The 17,702-nt window shown below is 61.3% G+C and carries 14 protein-coding genes; 5 read left to right on the forward strand and 9 right to left on the reverse strand.

The window, feature by feature from the left end:
• Positions 1 to 151 precede the first annotated feature (151 nt).
• The 8 genes from GSP01_RS06965 to gltX all read right to left on the reverse strand — a co-directional run bounded on the left by GSP01_RS06965 (position 152) and on the right by gltX (position 10,679).
• Complete coding sequence (locus GSP01_RS06965; protein ID WP_141352097.1) at positions 152 to 493, reverse strand: DUF1491 family protein; 342 nt, start codon at positions 491 to 493, stop codon at positions 152 to 154.
• 25 nt (positions 494 to 518) lie between these two features.
• The gene (locus GSP01_RS06970; protein ID WP_255320880.1) at positions 519 to 2,270 is read right to left on the reverse strand and encodes a S41 family peptidase; all 1,752 of its coding nucleotides are present in this window, start codon (positions 2,268 to 2,270) and stop codon (positions 519 to 521) included.
• Between the two features lie 178 nt (positions 2,271 to 2,448).
• Positions 2,449 to 5,145 (reverse strand): type I DNA topoisomerase, encoded by a 2,697-nt coding sequence (topA, locus tag GSP01_RS06975; protein ID WP_141352101.1) that lies wholly within the window; start codon positions 5,143 to 5,145, stop codon positions 2,449 to 2,451.
• A gap of 25 nt (positions 5,146 to 5,170) precedes the next feature.
• On the reverse strand, positions 5,171 to 6,355 hold the full coding sequence (gene dprA, locus GSP01_RS06980; protein WP_141352103.1) for a DNA-processing protein DprA: 1,185 nt from the start codon (positions 6,353 to 6,355) through the stop codon (positions 5,171 to 5,173).
• A 44-nt stretch (positions 6,356 to 6,399) separates the two neighbouring features.
• Entirely contained in the window at positions 6,400 to 7,032 is a 633-nt protein-coding gene (gene plsY / locus GSP01_RS06985) for a glycerol-3-phosphate 1-O-acyltransferase PlsY (protein ID WP_141352105.1), read from the reverse strand.
• A complete protein-coding gene (locus GSP01_RS06990) occupies positions 7,029 to 8,330 on the reverse strand; it encodes a dihydroorotase (protein WP_141352107.1) in 1,302 nt (433 codons plus the stop codon). The genes plsY and GSP01_RS06990 overlap by 4 nt, the downstream gene beginning before the upstream one ends.
• Complete coding sequence (locus GSP01_RS06995) at positions 8,327 to 9,268, reverse strand: aspartate carbamoyltransferase catalytic subunit (RefSeq protein ID WP_141352109.1); 942 nt, start codon at positions 9,266 to 9,268, stop codon at positions 8,327 to 8,329. Before GSP01_RS06995 ends, GSP01_RS06990 begins: the two co-directional genes overlap by 4 nt.
• Positions 9,261 to 10,679: a glutamate--tRNA ligase gene (gene gltX / locus GSP01_RS07000; RefSeq protein WP_141352111.1), complete on the reverse strand. Its 1,419-nt coding sequence runs from the start codon at positions 10,677 to 10,679 to the stop codon at positions 9,261 to 9,263. Before gltX ends, GSP01_RS06995 begins: the two co-directional genes overlap by 8 nt.
• Positions 10,680 to 10,857: 178 nt before the next feature.
• On the opposite strand from gltX, the gene GSP01_RS07005 reads away from it, so the two are divergent.
• The 4 genes from GSP01_RS07005 to GSP01_RS07020 all read left to right on the forward strand — a co-directional run bounded on the left by GSP01_RS07005 (position 10,858) and on the right by GSP01_RS07020 (position 15,019).
• Entirely contained in the window at positions 10,858 to 11,445 is a 588-nt protein-coding gene (locus GSP01_RS07005; protein ID WP_141352187.1) for a cupin, read from the forward strand.
• A gap of 87 nt (positions 11,446 to 11,532) precedes the next feature.
• Positions 11,533 to 12,168 (forward strand): NADPH-dependent F420 reductase, encoded by a 636-nt coding sequence (locus tag GSP01_RS07010; protein ID WP_228123864.1) that lies wholly within the window; start codon positions 11,533 to 11,535, stop codon positions 12,166 to 12,168.
• Positions 12,169 to 12,243: 75 nt separating this feature from the next.
• Positions 12,244 to 14,445, forward strand: a complete 2,202-nt coding sequence (locus GSP01_RS07015; RefSeq protein ID WP_255320881.1) for a ComEC/Rec2 family competence protein — start codon at positions 12,244 to 12,246, stop codon at positions 14,443 to 14,445.
• Between the two features lie 64 nt (positions 14,446 to 14,509).
• Entirely contained in the window at positions 14,510 to 15,019 is a 510-nt protein-coding gene (locus GSP01_RS07020; RefSeq protein WP_141352113.1) for a hypothetical protein, read from the forward strand.
• Here GSP01_RS07020 and nth read toward each other — a convergent pair.
• Positions 15,016 to 15,714: an endonuclease III gene (nth, locus tag GSP01_RS07025; RefSeq protein WP_174787561.1), complete on the reverse strand. Its 699-nt coding sequence runs from the start codon at positions 15,712 to 15,714 to the stop codon at positions 15,016 to 15,018. The two genes, GSP01_RS07020 and nth, sit on opposite strands and share 4 nt — an antisense overlap.
• 167 nt (positions 15,715 to 15,881) lie before the next feature.
• Here nth and GSP01_RS07030 point away from each other — a divergent pair, with 167 nt between their 5' ends.
• Positions 15,882 to 17,699 carry an ABC transporter ATP-binding protein gene (locus GSP01_RS07030; RefSeq protein WP_228123876.1) on the forward strand — a complete coding sequence of 606 codons (1,818 nt, stop codon included), beginning with the start codon at positions 15,882 to 15,884 and terminating at the stop codon, positions 17,697 to 17,699.
• Positions 17,700 to 17,702 lie beyond the last annotated feature (3 nt).

Below are 17,702 nucleotides of genomic sequence, written 5' to 3' on the forward strand. Positions count from 1 at the left end.
TTTCTCTCCAACCAGACAAATCTGCCAACCTTATCTGCGTGTGTTTTTGCCGAAAGCTCGGACGATGGCAACGCATCACACGACACAATGCCGCATCATGCGGTTTTCTTTATGGCAGGTTCACCATGTGCTGTGTCTTCACTCCCACAGTTTACGCCTCTTCGTCCAGATCGAGCCTTCGCGAGCCGAGGGTGCGCTCTATGGGCTGGGACACGTCCCGCATCTCCAGCTCGATGATCCACAGGTCAGGATCATATTTTTTCTGTCGCTCCAGATAGGCGTTCACGTCTGCCGGATTGGTAGCATCTACACGGGACCATCCGTTCCCGTCTTCGCGTAGGACGCCTGTTCCACCTGAGCGATCAGTCAGGACGATCAGGACCGCGCCGGCGTCTTCGTCGCCTTTCTTCAGAACCATGGCTGAGGTTCCGTCCGAGGAAATACGGCGAAGGACAGCCCGTACCCAGAGTCCCGTTTTCAATCGTGCGCCCATGACTGTTTCCGTTCGTCTTGCAAAGTTAGTGGATGGGCGCGCTGTTCTCGTCAGGAACAGACTCCAGCGCCGCCTTGTAGGCGGCAGGGGAAGACATCAACACCTTGGCGGCGTCCATGTCGGCATCCGAGCCGATGGCGGCCGGGCAATGTTTCCGGATATCGAGAATTTTCGTCACCGGAACCGGGTAGCGGGCCGCGCGTGCCATCTGCACGGCCTCGCCCTGCAGGGTGTTGCCCTGCTTCAGGGCAGAGAGCTGGGCCTGAAGGGACTCGGCACCGAGCGATGTGCAGACCTGCGGCATGACTCCCAAACCCTGGATGGGCCAGCCGAGCGGGGCCTGATTGCGACTCCACGTCACGAACAGTTCACCTCCGTTCGGCATCTGCCCGATCACCTGCACGAGTCCCTTGCCGAGCGTCTCGCTTCCGATCACGACCGCGCGTCGGTGATCGGCCAGTGCGGAAGCCAGGATTTCAGCCGCGCTAGCCGTCCGTCCGTCTACGAGAATCACCACCGGTGTGCCATTGGTCATGTCACCACCCTGAACGGCCCAGATATGGTTAGCCAGAGGATTCCGGCCATACGTGGTCACGGCCACGCCATGATCCAGCAGCAGGGCCGCCGTGGTGACGGCCTGCTGAAGGACGCCGCCGCGATCACCGCGCAGGTCGAGAATGATCCCCGCGGTCTTGTTTTTGTTGGTAGAGGGAGCAGAGGTATCTGGTGTCGGCTCATCTACGACCTGATCAAGATACTGGCTGATCTCTTCTGCTGTCTGGGTCGAAAAGGAGGTGACGCGCAGAACAGTGAATGGCCCGTCTGTCGAGGCAAATACGGTTTCGGGCGGGACCTGTGTCCGTTCCAGCTGCAGCATTGTTGTTCGATGGCCTTTTGCGGCAATCCCCAGCGTGACGGAAGTATGTTCGTTGCCCTCCAGCCACTCCTGGACCGTGGTGACATCCTGACCACGCGTCGAACGGCCGTTGACGGAGACCAGGCGCTCGCCCGTATCCACGCCGGCCTCCCAGGCGGGGCCATTGGCGTTGACGGCCGTAATCACGATCATGCGGCCGCTCTGGCCCAGACTCAGCCCCACCGTTCCCGTATCTCCGGTCCGCCGCGTGCGGTCCGAAATGGCGGGAGAGGGACCGAGATACCGGGAATAGGGGTCAAGATGATTGAAAAGTTCGTCGAAAAAGCCCTGCAGAAGTGCGTCTGATCCGGCCTCCCGCAGTGTGGCGGAATGCTGCCAAGCGGCCTGCATAGCAGCCGTGACCAGATCGGCCCATGCCCCGTTGCTGTCTGCGCCCGGCATGATCCGGCTGAACACGACCGTCTGCCCCTGGAGAACGTTCAGTATTGCGGGTGCCTGCGCAGATGCATCGGCAGAATTCTTTGTCGCTGTCATTGCCCCAGTGGGCGAGGGTACGGGTCCTGACACTTCAGGGCGCGTTTCCGTGACGGAAAGGGTGGGGTCGATGGCCGTCAGCCCGTCCAGACCCCACAGGCAGAAATCCCGCGCGGAGTGCGCCTCGAGTGTGCGGGGTTCCAGAAAGCCAAGGGCTGCAATCAGCACTTCGCGTGTCAGGGAAATTGAAAGTGCCGGCTGTGGTACGGGCGCAGCAGCGGAGAGGGCGGAGGTCGCCTGCGCCGTGGTTCCGGTTGTATCCGCGGGTGTCTGTGCCTTTGCTGGTCCTGTCGGGGCGATCAGGATGAACATGCAGAACGCCAGGCAGAGAGCCGGACGACATGACGTCTCGTGGCTGCGCGGCATGAAATGGATCATAGGGCGGACGGCATGACGCAAGACGGGGTCCTTGGAGACGGGACGGCAAAGAAGGCTGCTCCCCGTAAGGCGACCACGCCACAAACTTCATCCACGGTAAAGACTTGCCAGACCGAATGTGGGGTCGGCAGTGCCGTCAGGCAACACTGTTGACCCGATCCTGTTTTCAGTCTTCCGACGACGTGTCGGAAACAGTTTTACGCTTCCGCGGCGTTATGGTTTTTGTCTTTGTGGCAGATTTGGTCGGGCTACGCTTTGTTACCTTCTTTGGGGTCGTTTCATCCCCTTCCGCAGCCGCAACGGTTTTTTTTGTCTTTGCTGCTTTCGGAGCCGCTTTTTTCGTAGAAGTTTTTTTTGTGCCACCTTTCAGTGGCTTGCCCTTCTCCGCCAGAAGCGCCACCGCTTCATCGAGCGTGACCTCCTCCATGTCCTGCCCCTTCGGCAGGTTGGCGATCAGCTGACCGTGCTGGGCGTAAGGGCCGAACCGTCCCTTACGGATCATGACCGCTTCGCCGTCCTTGGGGTGTGGTCCCAGATTGCGGATGGAGGCGAGCTTTTTTGCCAGCGAATCTACGGCCCGGTTCAGCCCGACTGTCAGGACGTCGTCGTCCTTGTCGAGCGTGCCATAGATGGCGCCCATCTTCACATATGGCCCGAAGCGTCCAAGGCCGGCCTCGATCTTTTCGCCCGTTTCGGGGTGAAGTCCGACCAGACGTGGTAGGGACAGCAGTCCCAGCGCCTGTTCCATGGTTATGGTATTGCCGTCGATTCCCTTGGGAATGGTCGTCCGCTTGGGCTTGGCTTTCTTGTCCTCGGGATTGGGTTCGCCGCGCTGGATATACAGCCCGTACGGTCCGCGCCGGATCGAGATGTCCTCCCCGGTATCCGGGTCCTGGCCCAGAATTTTCGGCCCGTCATTCAGCCCTTCGGTATCGCCTTCCTCGGCCACCAGACGGCGTGTGAACTGGCAGGTAGGATAGTTTGAACAGCCGATGAAGGCGCCGAACTTGCCAAGCCGCAGGCCCAGCCGTCCGGTTCCGCAGGAGGTACAGACGCGCGGATCACCACCATCAGGGCGCGGCGGGAAGAAATGCGGCGCGAGGTCCTCGTCCAGAGCGTCGATAACGTCCGAGATTTTCAGATCCTTGGTCTGCGCTACAGCAGCCGAGAAATCATGCCAGAACGCAGCCATGACATCATGCCAGTCCGCACGGCCGCCTGAAATATCATCAAGCTGTTCTTCAAGCGAGGCTGTGAAACCTGAATCCACATAGCGCTCGAAGAACGATGTCAGGAATGCCGTGACCAGCCGTCCGCGATCTTCGGGCACGAAACGCCGTGCATCAAGCCGCACGTAATTACGGTCCCGCAGCACGCCGAGAATGGAGGCGTAGGTCGAGGGACGGCCAATGCCGATCTCTTCCATTTTCTTGACGAGCGAGGCTTCCGAATAACGCGGAGGCGGCTGGGTGAAATGCTGCTCGGCGTCCACGGCGCCGGTCGTCAGGCGGTCGCCTTCCTTCATCGGCGGCAGGAGCTTGCCGTCTTCGTCTTCAGCCTTCGTATCGTCACGGCCCTCGATATAGAGCTTGAGGAAGCCGTCGAATGCGATGGTCGAACCCGTGGCGCGCAGAAGCGTCTGGCCACTCGCATCCGCCAGCGTTACCGCCACCTGATCCAGTTCCGCCGATTGCATCTGCGAGGCGACGGAGCGCTTCCAGATCAGCTCGTACAGCTTCTTCTGGTCGGGTGTCAGCGCGTGGCCGAGCTGCTGGGGCGTCAGAAAGACGTCCGTCGGGCGGATGGCCTCATGGGCCTCCTGCGCATTCTTGGCTTTGGTGGAATAGGCGCGCGGGAAATCCGGCACATAGTCATCGCCGAACGCCTTGCCGATATGCCCGCGGATGGACCCGATGGCTTCTTTCGCCATCGTCACACCATCGGTTCGCATATAGGTAATCAGGCCGGTGGTTTCGCCGCGCAAATCCACGCCTTCATAAAGCTGCTGCGCCGTACGCATCGTCGTCTGTGCGCTCATGCCGAGCTTGCGAGACGCTTCCTGCTGCAGGGTCGAAGTCGTGAATGGCGGCGGCGGGTTGCGCTTGGTACGCTTGCGCTCGACGGAGCGTACCGTGAACTGTCCGCTGAGGACCGTATCGCGTGCGCCGAAGGCCAGCTGCTCGTTGCTCAGATCGAACTGGTCGAGCTTTTCGCCCTTCAGATGCGTCAGACGGGCCTGGAACGCGGCCTTGCCGGGCGTCGTGAAGCCGCCGGTGACAGTCCAGTATTCCTTGGGGCGGAAAACTTCGATTTCGGCTTCGCGCTCACAGATCAGGCGCAGAGCAACGGACTGCACACGGCCCGCACTCCGGCTGCCCGGCAGCTTGCGCCACAGGACGGGAGACAGCGTGAAGCCCACCAGATAATCCAGCGCGCGGCGGGCCAGATAGGCGTCAATCAGCGGGCGGTCCAGCTCGCGTGGAGCGGCCATTGCCGCCGTAACGGCCGATTTGGTGATTTCGTTGAAGGTGACGCGGTGGACGTCCACGTTCTTCAGAAGATTTTTCTCTTCCAAAACGCTGCGGACATGCCAAGAGATCGCCTCACCTTCGCGATCCGGGTCAGTGGCGAGGTAAAGGTTTTTCGCCCCTTTCAGCGCCTTGGTGATGGCGGAAATCTGCTTGGCGCCGCGCTCGTCCGTCTGCCAGCTCATGGCAAAGTTCTCGTCCGGGCGCACGCTGCCGTCCTTGGGTGGCAGATCTCGCACATGCCCGAACGAAGCGAGTACGGTATATCCGCTTCCCAGATACTTGTTGATCGTCTTGGCCTTTGCCGGGCTCTCGACCACCACAACGTCCGTCATCGCTACTCCGGTATTCCGCGTCACTTCAGTTCGGCAGCAACGCCACGCGTCCGCCGGGCACAAACTCCACGACCCCGCCGAGCTCCAGCTCGGCCAGCGTCGCAAGCACTACCGACACGGAGAACTGGCAGCGGCGCACCACCTCGTCAACTGCTACCGGTGTTACAGACAGGAGGGAACATACTGTCTTTTGGGCCAGATCCGGCTCAACCCAGTTCTCGCTGACAGGGTTGCCCCAAGCTATGGAGGGCTCGGAAAAGCCCGTCAAAGGCGGGCTGTGGGCGGATGAACGCTGCCAAGGCGCCGCCTCGCGTGGTGGAAGCGCCGAGGGCAGGGCCTGAAGAATATCGACGATATTTTCTGTCAGAGTAGCCTGGCCTGTTTTCAGTAACTGGTTTCCGCCCCGGGACCGGGGATCGAGCGGTGAGCCGGGCACGACGAGGAGTTCGCGGTTATAGGACTGTGCCAGATCGGCCGTGATCAGAGTGCCGGACCCGATAGTTGCTTCAATAATCAGGCATCCAAGTGAAATTCCGGCGATCAGGCGATTGCGCCGTGGGAAATGGCGGGCCTGCGGAGCTGTGCCGAGCAGGGCTTCCGTCACCAGACAGCCCCTTTCCGCGATCTGCTGCTGAAGGGAGGCATTTTCGTGTGGATAGACATGATCCAGTCCGCCCGCGATGGCTGCGACCGTCAGTCCCGTATGGAGTGCCGCGGCATGAGACGCCGAGTCGATGCCCCGTGCAAGCCCAGAAATCACGCAAAGTCCCGAATGGGCAATTTCGGCCGAAAGGCTCTCGGCCATCCGGATTCCGGCTGCAGACGCATTGCGGGCGCCCACAATTCCCACGGACCGCATCGAGAGTTTGCGGATATCTCCAAGTGTGAACAGGACAGGCGGGGCATCCGGGATGCAGGACAGGAGCAGCGGATAGTCCGCATCACCCCGCACCAGCATTTTTCCACCCAGCTTTTCAAGGCGTTCCAGCTCATCCGACATGCGCGAGACGGTCGGAATAACAGGGTCTTCCCGGCGTCCCGCCTGGCGCATACGGTCGGGGAGGGCGGCAAGGGCAGTGCCCGCACTGCCATACTGCGTCATCAGTCGCGCAAAGTTGATCGGGCCGACGCCCGTTGTCCGCGCCAGACGCAGTATGTCGATTCGGTCTGCTGCGGGCAGGACGGGACGCATGTCCGGAGAAGCTGTCATAGGATATTTTCCTTAAGACAGATTTCTTAACGGATACTTAAAATCTAGCGCCGGGATGCCTGATCAACCTTCACGCGCGGTTCGCGTCCCGTTACAAGCCGGGCAATATTGCTGGAGTGCCGGGCCCAAATCAGAAGCGAAATAAGAAGAGTCGCCACCGGGATCGGCGTGTGGAGTGTCCGTCCGGACAATAGCACCATCAGTCCTGGTGCCAGCAGGAATGCCGCCAATGCCCCGGCCGAGGAAATCCGGCTTAGCCGTGCGACCAGCAGCCAGACCACGCAGCAGGCCAGTCCCACCGGCCAGCACAGGACCCAGATCGTTCCGAGCCCCGTTGCAACGCCTTTCCCGCCCCGGAAACCGAGCCAAACCGGGAAACAGTGTCCGCTGACAACCGCTACGGCCGCCACCGCCATGGTAGTTTCGCTGGCGCCAGGGAAGAAAAACCGGGCGATCAGGACTGCCAAAGCTCCTTTGAAGGCATCCAGAAGCAGTGTTGCGGCTGCGAGACTCCGACGGCCTGTGCGCAGGACGTTAGTCGCACCGATATTGCCCGAGCCGATTTTGCGGATGTCGCCGCCACCGGCCATGGCCGTCAAAAGTAGGCCGAAAGGGATGCTCCCGATAGCATAGGATACAAGAGACAGCAGGATCAGCTGTGCCTGAAAGCCGCTCATGAAGCGGCTCCCGCCCATTCATCATCAGACAGCTTATCCGCGGTAAAGACTTCCACACCGCGTTTGAAGGTCCGAAGGACGCGGCCCTTCAGGTCTTTTCCATCGAATGGCGTGTTTTGCGCCCGGCCCGGAAGGCTTCCGGCCACGACGGTCCAGGAGCCTTCCGGATCAAATAGGCACAGATCGGCATCGCTTCCGACCGCCAGCGTTCCGGCTTGAAGGCCAAGCAGTGCCGCAGGGGCCGATGTCACCAGGCGCAGGGCATCAATCAACGGTAGTCCAGCCCCGAGTGTGACGCCCAGAAGGGTGACTAGTCCTGTACCGCCTGCCCGTGCCTGTGCAAATGGCAGCCGTTTGTCATCCGCATCCGCCGGGGCATGATCCGACGCTACGGCGTCGATCGTGCCATCCGCCAGCGCCGCACAGACGGCCTTGCTGTCCGCTTCGTTGCGCAGGGGAGGCGACAGTTTCGCATAGGTGCGGAAATCGCCGATATCGTCTTCGGTCATGGCAAAATAGGGCGGTGCCGTATCGCAGGTCACCCGGATGCCGCGGCTTTTGGCCTCGCGGATCAGGTCCAGCCCTTCTGCCGTAGAGACGTGTGCGAAATGCAACCGCGCCCCTGTCATGGCGGCCAGACGCAGATCTCGCGCGATCATGATGCCCTCGGCTTCTGCCGGAGCCGAGGGCAACCCCATCCGCACAGCCCGCGCTCCGGCTGTGGCGCAGGCGCCTTTGGCGAGAGAAGGTTCTTCCGGATGCTGCACCACGATGGCGTCGATGAAGCGCGAATAGGACAGCAGATTGCGCATCTGCTTGGCGTCCGAAATGGCCCGCGTCCCGTCCGTAAATGCCACAGCTCCGGCGTTTTGGAGCAGGCCGAGTTCGACTATCTCCTCGCCCTCGCAGCCGCGTGTCAGCGCGCCATAGGGATGGATCGAGACCATGCCTGTCTCTTCGCCTCGGACACGTAGGAGATGAACCAGCGCCGGATTGTCGATCGGGGGCGAGGTGTTGGGTAGGACCGCCATGGTGGTGATGCCGCCTGCCACGGCCGCTCGCGCACCAGAAGAGACACTCTCGCGATATTCCGAGCCTGGCTCGCCAAGTGCCACGCGCATGTCCACCAGACCAGGACACAGAATGGCCCCCGCTCCGTCAATGACCCGCGCCCCTTCGGGAATCGATCCGTCCTCGCAGGCGACGATTTTACCCTGACGGACGACAAGCCGTCCGGTCTCGTCCCGACCGGAAGCAGGGTCGATCAGGCGGACATTTTCAAAAACAATATCAGTCATATTGGCATCCGTGCCCGGGACAGACGGTCTAGAACCGCCATCCGCACAGCCACGCCCATTTCAACCTGTTCGGAAATCACGCTCTGGTCCGAATCTGCCACGTCTGAGGCAATTTCTACCCCGCGGTTCATTGGCCCCGGATGCATGACGAGCGCGCCGGGTTTGGCCAGTGCCAGACGGCGGCGGTCCAGTCCGAAAAAATGGAAATATTCCCGCGCACTTGGCACCAGACCCGCGCCCATGCGTTCCTTCTGAAGCCGCAGGGACATGACGACGTCCGCGCCATCCAGCGCCTTGTCCATGTCCGAATACATCTCGACATTGCCGAGGCTGGCCATGGCCCCCGGAAGCAGCGTCGGTGGTCCGACCAGCCGCACCCGGTTTCCGAACGCTGTCAGCAGATGAATGTTGGAGCGCGCCACACGGCTGTGCCCGACATCTCCGCAGATCGCGACCGTGAGGCCCTCAAGGCGGCCGAAATGTCGCCGGATGGTCAGCGCATCCAGCAGCGCCTGTGTTGGGTGTTCATGCGTGCCATCGCCCGCATTAACAACGCTGGCTTCGACTTTCTGCGACAGCAGGGCGGGTGCGCCGGACTGCGCGTGGCGGATGACCAGCAGGTCACAGCGCATGGCGTTGAGCGTTGCCGCCGTATCCAGCAGCGTCTCGCCCTTGTTCACCGAACTTGTGGCGACGGACATGTTGATGACGTCCGCCCCAAGCCGCTTGCCCGCAAGTTCGAAACTCGTGCGGGTGCGGGTGCTGTCTTCGTAGAACAGGTTGATGACCGTCCGCCCCCGCAGCGCATCGCGCGGCGCGGAGCGCGAACGGCTCAGCAGCGCATAGCTCTCCGCCAGATCAAGGAACGGCACGAGCTGTTCGGCCGACAGCCCCTCGATTCCCAGGAGATGCCGGGGGACGGAGGGCCGCTCAGCCATCGGTGGATGCAGAAGCAAGAACGGCTGCGATGCGGGCCAGAACCTCGTCCTGTCCCAGAGCCGCGAGTGTCAGGTCAATACCCGGAGACGTCGTGGAGCCGGTCATGGCCGCGCGCAGCGGCTGGGCCACGGAGCCGAGCTTGATCTCGTGTTTTTCAGCATAGGCGCGCAGCGTCGCATCGACTGTTTCGGGCGTGAAGTCCGAAAGCGCGGCCAGATCCTTGCCGACGCCTTCAAGAACCGTGCGTCCGTCCTCGCCCAGCAGCTTCTCGGCCTTGGGTGTGAAGGTCAGGGGCAGGGTGAAACCTGCGAAAGCGGCATTGTCCGCCAGTTCCACGAGCGTTTTTGCGCGCTCCTTGAGACCCGGCATCATTGCAAGGATGCGTGCGCGGGTCTTGTCATCCGTCACAACGTCGTCTCGACCTGTAAGGCGCTGCATGACGTCATCTGTCAGACGCGCATCATCGGCGATACGCATCCAGATCCCGTTCAGATGCGCCAGCTTGACGTAATCCATGCGGGACGGGGAGCGGCCCACGCCATCCAGATCGAACAGCTTGATCTGTTCTTCGCGGGACAGGACTTCGGCATCGCCATGACCCCAGCCCAGACGCAGCAGGTAGTTGCACAGGGCTTCCGGCAGATAGCCTTCCTCGCGGAAATCCACGACCGACTGTGCGCCATGGCGCTTGGACAGCTTGGCGCCGTCGGGGCCGTGGATCAGCGGCAGATGCGCGAAATGCGGCAGGTTCCAGCCCATGGCGCGATAGATCATGGCCTGACGGAACGTGTTCGTCAGATGATCGTCACCGCGCATGACATGGGTGATGTCCATATCGTGATCGTCCACGACCACGGCGTGCAGATAGGTCGGCGTGCCGTCCGAACGCAGCAGGATCAGATCGTCCATTTCGGAGTTTGCGACCCGGACTTCGCCCTGCACCAGATCCTTGATGACCGTCTCGCCATCACGCGGCGCCTTCAGACGCACGACATAGGGTGCACCAGCAGGCGCTTCGGATGGATCCCGGTCCCGCCATGTGCCGTCGTAACGGGGCGGGCGCTTCTCGGCCATGGCCTTCTCGCGCATGGCGGTCAGCTCTTCGGGGGTGCAAAAGCACTTGTAAGCCTGACCCTTTTCCAGAAGCTCAAGCGCCACTTCCGTATGGCGGTCCTGCCGGGCGGACTGGAAAACCGGTTCCGCATCTGCCTCGATTCCCATCCAGGCCAGACCGTCAAAAATCACGTCCACTGCTTTTTGAGTGGAGCGTTCCTTGTCGGTGTCCTCGATCCTCAGGAGAAATTCGCCGCCATGATGACGGGCAAAGAGGAAATTGAACAGGGCGGCGCGGGCGTTGCCGACATGCAGCAGACCCGTTGGGGAGGGGGCAAATCGCGTACGGATGGTCATGCCGCCGTCATATCATGCTCTGACCCGCGCTTCCATCCGCCTGCGCCTGCGTAGCTCAGGTGTTTCGTCACGCGCCATCGCTTTACAAAACGCTAAGGTTCTTCAAGCGCGTGTGATTTCCAACCGCCTCCCGAAGCGGCCTATTGTGGGATTCAATAGTCCGGGTGGTGCCTTTCCAATGAACAGACGAGATTTCAATGCCCTGCTGGCAGGGCTGGGTCTGACCTTCGGAGAGGGGAAGATCCATCACGCCAGCGCCACGACCTCTCGTGTGGATGTCTTTAAGCTGCGCGCCAATGACTGGGTTCCGAATAATCCGGATCTGCCCGTCATCGTCTATCGCAATGCGCTTGAAGCCGGGCCGGATCGCGAGGCGGTGTATGAAGACCTGTTCAGCCGGAACGACTGGCCGCCGCAGTGGCGAAACGGTGTTTATCCGTTTCATCACTATCACAGCCTTGGTCATGAAGTTCTGGGCTTTTCCAATGGTTCCGCACGCCTGATGCTTGGCGGCCCGAACGCCCGGACGGTCGAGGTACGCGGTGGCGACATCGCCGTGCTTCCGGCCGGAACGGGGCATTGCAATCTCGGATCGGACACGGAGTTCGCCGTCATCGGCGCTTATCCACCCAACCAGTCTTTCGACATCCTCCGCGCTGCGCCTACGGCGGAGCAGAGTGCCCGTATTCACGGTCTACCATTCCCGAAAACCGATCCGGTTCAGGGCGCAGCAGGTGTTCTCGCGCGGGAGTGGCACCCTTCATGATGGCCTTTCCTCTCAGACGACGCCCTTTCCTCGCAGCACTCGCCGGTCTGGCCACCGTCAGTAATGCCGGCGCGGTGGGTTCCCCACATGCAGCAGACGCGGATCGGCATCATCGGCACCGGACATGTCGGCACAACGCTGGCTGAATTCTGGGTCCACGCGGGTTACCACGTCATGGTCGCAGCCCGCTCCCTGGGTGAGGCGCAATCGCTGGCCACCTCGCTGGGCCCGCTCGCAACAGCGGGAACTCCGGCTCAGGCGGCGGCTTATGGAGACATAGTAGTTCTGGCTGTGCCCTATCGGGCTATCCCGCAGCTTGGCCCGCAACTGAGTCGGACGTTGTTGGACAAGGTAGTGCTTGATCCATCCAACCCTTATCCGTGGAGGGATGGGCCTATTGCGGAGACCGCGCAGAAGGACGGGGCGGGGGTGACGACACAGCGTTATTTTCCTTCCGCGCATGTGGTCCGGGCGTTCAACTCAATTGACATGACTACGCTTCGTTCTGAAGCGCATCGTGCTCTCCCTTTGCTGGCTGTGCCGGTTGCGGGGGATGATGCGGGGGCGGTGTCACAGGTAGAGACGTTGGTGAGGGCAGCCGGATTCGAGCCTGTCGTGACTGGGAATCTTGCGACCGCAAAACTGTTCCAGCCAGGCAGCACAGGTTTTGAGTTGGAACAGGATGTCGCTGGTCTGAAGCAGGCACTTCACCTGCCGCAGTAGGGGAAGTCTGTTCGGGAAGCGTCGGCCTCGAGAGAGGAGGCGCGTCCTGCGGAAAAATCCGTTACGGTCCTGTCCGTGAAGACAGTGCCCCTTTCCGTTCCGGACCTTGATCCAGACGAACTTCTGGTCTGTGTGGAGTCTCCTGACCCTGCACTGATTCTGCCGCCTGCCATCATTCGGTCCTTTTTGGATCAGGGGCGGCAGATGATCTCCTGGCTTCCGGTCGCGGTAGGGCTCGGCGCTCTGCTTTATCTGGTTCTGCCGTTCGAGCCTTCCGTGTTGTGTGGTGTGTTCGTTACGGTTCTGCCGATCCTGATGGGGGGCGCCTGTTTCTGGTGGGGCTGGCAGCGGCTGTTTCCGCGTCTGTTGGGATTCGCATTGCTCTCTGCGGCGATCGGCTTTGGTGACCTGGCGTTTCAGGCCCGGATGCAGCCGCCCATGCCAGCTCTGCCTAGCCATGCTACCGTTCTTACCGGGCGCGTCCAGTCGCTGGAAATCCTGCCACCTCGTAATGACGACGAGGATGACGGCCATCGCGTGACTTTGGCGGATGCCGTGTTCGAGACGCCTGTCGATGCCGGGATGGCACCGTTACGCCGGACGCTGCATATCCGTCTGCGCGATGATGACGACGTGCTTCTTGAACCCGGAAGCACGATCCGCCTCCGCACCATGCTGCGCGCACCGCCGCCGCCTTCTTGGCCCGGCGGACGGGATCTTCAGCGGGAAGCCTGGTTCTCGGGGGTGGCTGGAAGTGGTTATGCGCTCGGGCCCGCCAATTTTTTAGGCGCACACGCCCGCCAATCGTGGCTTGAGGCCCTGCGCGAGGCTGTGGCTCTGCGTGCCCATGCTGCGCTGTCCGACCAGACTGCCGCCATTGCCGCCACGCTTCTTGCAGGAGAGGCCGGGAGCATCGACCAGCATACGCGCGAGACGTTTTCCGCTTCGGGTTTGGCGCATCTTATTGCCGTGGCCGGGCTGCATTTGGGGCTCGTGATGGCGGTCGTCATCGTGACGCTGCGCCATGGACTGGCCACTATTGAATATGTTGCCTTGCGCTGGCCATGCCGGCAGATTGCCGCTGTTGCCGGACTGTTGGCCGGAGCGGGTTATGTGATGTTGACAGGAGCGCATCTTCCCAGCCTGCGGGCGCTGGGCATGGCCAGTATCGTAACACTGGCCATCGTGACCGGACGGCGTGTTCTGTCTATGCGGTCGCTGTCCATTGTGGCGCTTCTGATTCTGTTGGTTTCCCCGGTTTCTGTCGTCGATGTGTCGTTTCAGATGTCCTTTTCCGCCGTGATGGGGCTGATCGCTGGCTATGGTGTCTTGCGTGAGCCGCTTATGCGTTTGCGGGGTGAGGGAGAGTGGTATCGCGTTGTCGCGTCCCATTGTGCCGCGCTTGTTCTGACGAGTCTTCTGGCCGGACTGGCGACACTGCCAGTTAGTATGGCGCATTTCGGCGCGTTTCAGCCCTGGTTCGTGTTGGCGAATCTCGTGGCCGTGCCGCTGGCGGCGGTCTGGATCATGCCGGTCGGTCTTCTGGCGCTCGTGGCCATGCCGCTCCATGCCGAAGCACCGTTCCTGAAGTTCATGGGAGTGGGAATCCGCGTGGTGCAGACATTGGCGGAGCGTGTGGCGGCGTTTCCGATGGCGCATCAGTCCGTACCCGCAATGCCAGGCTGGGGCCTGCTTCTGGTGATGCTTGGGCTGTGTTTCCTATGTTTGTGGAAAGGTAGGATATGTCTTGTAGGATTGCTGCCCATCATGGTCGGGGTGGTCTCGATCTGGCTTGCGCCGAAGCCGGATATTTTTATTTCTCCAGATGCGGGGTTGATGGGCGTGCGTCGCCAGGGTGTCCTTCTGATCGGGCCTCATTCCAGCTTGCAACGCCGTACATTGGAAGACTGGCAGCAGGCGCTTGCTCTTCCCATGGCGCCCCTGCCGTCAGACTGTCTGGCCGGCCTGTGTCGAATGCCTCTCGGTGCGCAGACTGTTCTGCTGCGTGTACGTGATGCGTCGGATGGCAATACGCTGCCGACTGCGGAGCAGTGCGGGGGCGTGAGCCTGTTCATTAGCGTTTCGCCCGTGCGGAAAGGTTGCCCGGGCGTATCGTCCATTGATCGGTTTTCGGTTTGGCGGGATGGGGCCTACAGCGTGTTTACAGAGCGGGGTCTTACAGTCGTGTCGGACCGGAGCTGGCGTGGAAACCGGCTCTGGGTTCCGCCCGTGGGCTGGCATGGCATGCCTAACCTGCCTCTGGCCCAGTCTGAATGAGTATCTTTCAACCTTTTGGAAAGTAATCGCCCTGTAGGATCGCCTGACAAGGAGGTCCGCTATCGTGGCTTGCAAACCCGCAACGGGCGTTCTGCTCGCATATGCACTGACGGCTGCCGTTCCGGCACAGGCTGCTCCCGCCGTGATCTGGGACGGGCTGAGTCTGGGCATGAGCGTTGCGGAAGCAAAGTTCAGCCATCCGGAAATGACGGCGCTGCCCACGCCGGTGCCGCGTGCGGGTTTCGCGCGCTATGTGATGCAGGGGCCTTCGATAGGCTCCTGCCTTTCGAATGTGGATGTGAATTTTCTCGGTGGCCGTCTGGCTTCGGTTGAGGTGCATGCCCTGACGGATACGGATTCCGGCGATGTTCGGATCTGTGCCGATGAATGGGGGCGCGCGGTCCGTCAGAAATACGGCCTGCCGCTATTCGATATCCGAACCCCCCTGACTGAAAACATCACCTGGAATGCCAATGGCTTTTCGGTCACGACCCATATGCGCGTGGTCAATACGGTCGTGGTCTATTCCGTGTCCTATCAGGCCTCTCGCCGGACAGCGGCCCAGATCCTTTAGGTGGCAGCGACTTTTCGTGTTGGCGGAGCCTGCATCCGTTTGTCCGGATAGAGGCACCATTTCGTTGCCGGGCAGCGCCAGCATTCCGGTGTACGTGCCTTGCAGACATAGCGCCCATGCAGGATCAGCCAGTGATGTGCCGGACGCAGCATGTCTTTCGGGATCCGCGCGACCAGACCATCCTCGACCTGGCGCACGGTTTTGCCCGGCGCCAGGCCAGTCCGGTTGCCGATGCGGAAGATATGCGTATCGACTGCCATCGTATCCGCCCCGAACGCGACATTCATCACGACATTTGCCGTCTTGCGACCCACACCGGCCAGCGCTTCGAGCGAAGCCCGGTCGGACGGGACCTGTCCTCCGTGCCGTGCCAACAACTGTTCGCATAACAGCGCCACGTTATGCGCCTTTGCCCGCCATAGTCCGATGGTGCGGATATGGCGAGCAATGCCTTCTTCCCCGAGGGCGGTCATTGATGCGGGGTCAGGCGCTTCCTCGAACAGGCCTTTCGTTGCCTTGTTGACGGATTTGTCCGTGGCCTGGGCTGAAAGCACGACGCTCACCAGAAGTTCGAACGGATTGCAGAATACCAGTTCGCTCTCCGCGTTGGGGTTGGCTTCGGCCAGTGCGGTGATGAAGGCTTTCGCGGCAGCCTTGCTCATGGCCCGGCTTGCGGTTGCGGGGGCATCGGTCATGACGGGGGCTCCACCGGGATGTCTTGCAGGCTGTTGCGTCCGGTCCGGACAGACAGCAAGATACGGCAAAGTTCTAAAAATTCCATGCCATCACACCGTGGCCTGCCCTGCATCACAGCGCAGGCAGACAGACGGCGGAGCCTTTTGTGTCCGATACTACCCCCCTCATGACCCGCCAGCAGAAGGAAGGCCGCAAACAGGACGTGTCCTTCACGGAAGTCCTCTCCTTCGTTTCAAGTCGCTGGTGTCACCATCCCCTGCTGCTGTCGAAAACCCTTGGCGGCGTTGGCCTGGCCACGCTGGCCGATGTCTGCACGCCCATTCTCGCAGGGCGTCTGGTGGATGATATTTCCCGCCATGCCGCAGGCTCCGCCGTGCAGCAGACTGCCGAACTGCTGCATCTGCGGGACGATGCGGTCCTGATGGTTACGGGGCTGATTGTCCTTGGGCTGGTCGGGCTCTTCGGGCGGCGTTCGTCCTTTATCGGGATTTCGCACCTTACGCTCGCCATCATGCACCATATTGCCAATCAGGCTTTCGATCGGGTGCAGCGCTTTTCGACGGACTGGCATTCTAACAACTTTGCCGGCTCCACCGTCCGCAAGCTGACGCGTGGCATCTGGGCGATTGATACGCTGGACGATACGCTGCTGCTTCTGATCGCGCCCGAAGTGCTGGTTCTGGGCGGAACGACGGCCGTTCTCATGTTCCGCTCGCCGCTCATGGGTTCGGTACTGGCCGTCTCGGTCGTGCTGTTCGCCTGGCTTTCCATCATCCTGACCCTGCGTTACGTCGCGCCCACCGCCCGTGCTTCCAATGAATGGGACACGAAAATGGGTGCAGCGATGGCTGATGCCGTGACCTGCAACCCGGTCGTCAAGGCGTTCGGTGCGGAAGACCGTGAGGATGCGCGGCTCGACAGCATTATCCATGGCTGGCGTCAGCGCACTCTGAAAACCTGGATCCGCGGGACAAACAGCGCCAATCTTCAGGCTCTGGCGTCGCTTGCCATGCGGATGCTACTGATCGGACTGGCTGTCTTGCTGTGGTGGGACGGCAAGGCGGGCCCGGGTGACGTGGCCTATGTGTTGACGATGATGTTTCTCGTGCAGGGCTATCTGCGCGATTTGGGACAGCAGGTCAGTCAGGTGCAGCGTTCGGTCAACGAAATGGAAGAGTTGGTGGCAATTTTCCGCCGCGATCCCGCCATTCAGGACGCTCCCGATGCGCAGAAGGCCCATTTCTCGCACGGTGCCATCCGGTTCGAGCATGTGGACTTCCAATATCCCGGACAGGCCAAGCCGCTTTATCATGATCTGAGCATTGATATCGTGCCGGGCTCCCGTGTGGCGCTTGTCGGACCGAGCGGATCGGGCAAGACGACGCTGACTAAGCTGCTTCAGCGTCTTTATGACGTGAATGGCGGGCGGATCGTGGTAGATGGGCAGGATATTGCGCATGTCACGCAGGATTCCCTGCGTTCGCACATTGCTATCGTCCCGCAGGAGCCGATCCTGTTTCACCGGACGCTAGCAGAAAACATTGCTTATGCGCGCCCGGACGCCAGTCGTGCAGAAATCGAGGAGGCCGCCCGGTTTGCAAATGCCGCGCCGTTCATCGAGCGTCTGCCTGAAGGTTACGAAACCATGGTCGGAGAGCGTGGCGTGAAGCTCTCGGGAGGCGAGCGCCAGCGTGTCGCCATCGCCCGGGCCTTTTTGGCTGACGCGCCGATCCTGATCTTTGATGAAGCGACGTCCAGCCTCGATTCAGAGTCCGAATCCCTCGTGCAGGACGCCATGCGCCGCCTCATGCAGAACCGGACGGTCATCGTCGTGGCGCATCGTCTCTCCACGGTCATGGAACTGGACCGTATTCTGGTCTTCAGTCAGGGTGAACTGAAGGAAGACGGGACTCATGCCGCGCTGATCGAGCGAGAAGGCGGGATCTACCGTCGCCTGTTCGAGCTTCAATCTCTGGAAGCCTGATAC

Origin of the sequence: Gluconobacter sphaericus NBRC 12467 (assembly GCF_006539125.1) — a bacterium.
Taxonomy (GTDB): Bacteria; Pseudomonadota; Alphaproteobacteria; order Acetobacterales; family Acetobacteraceae; genus Gluconobacter; species Gluconobacter sphaericus.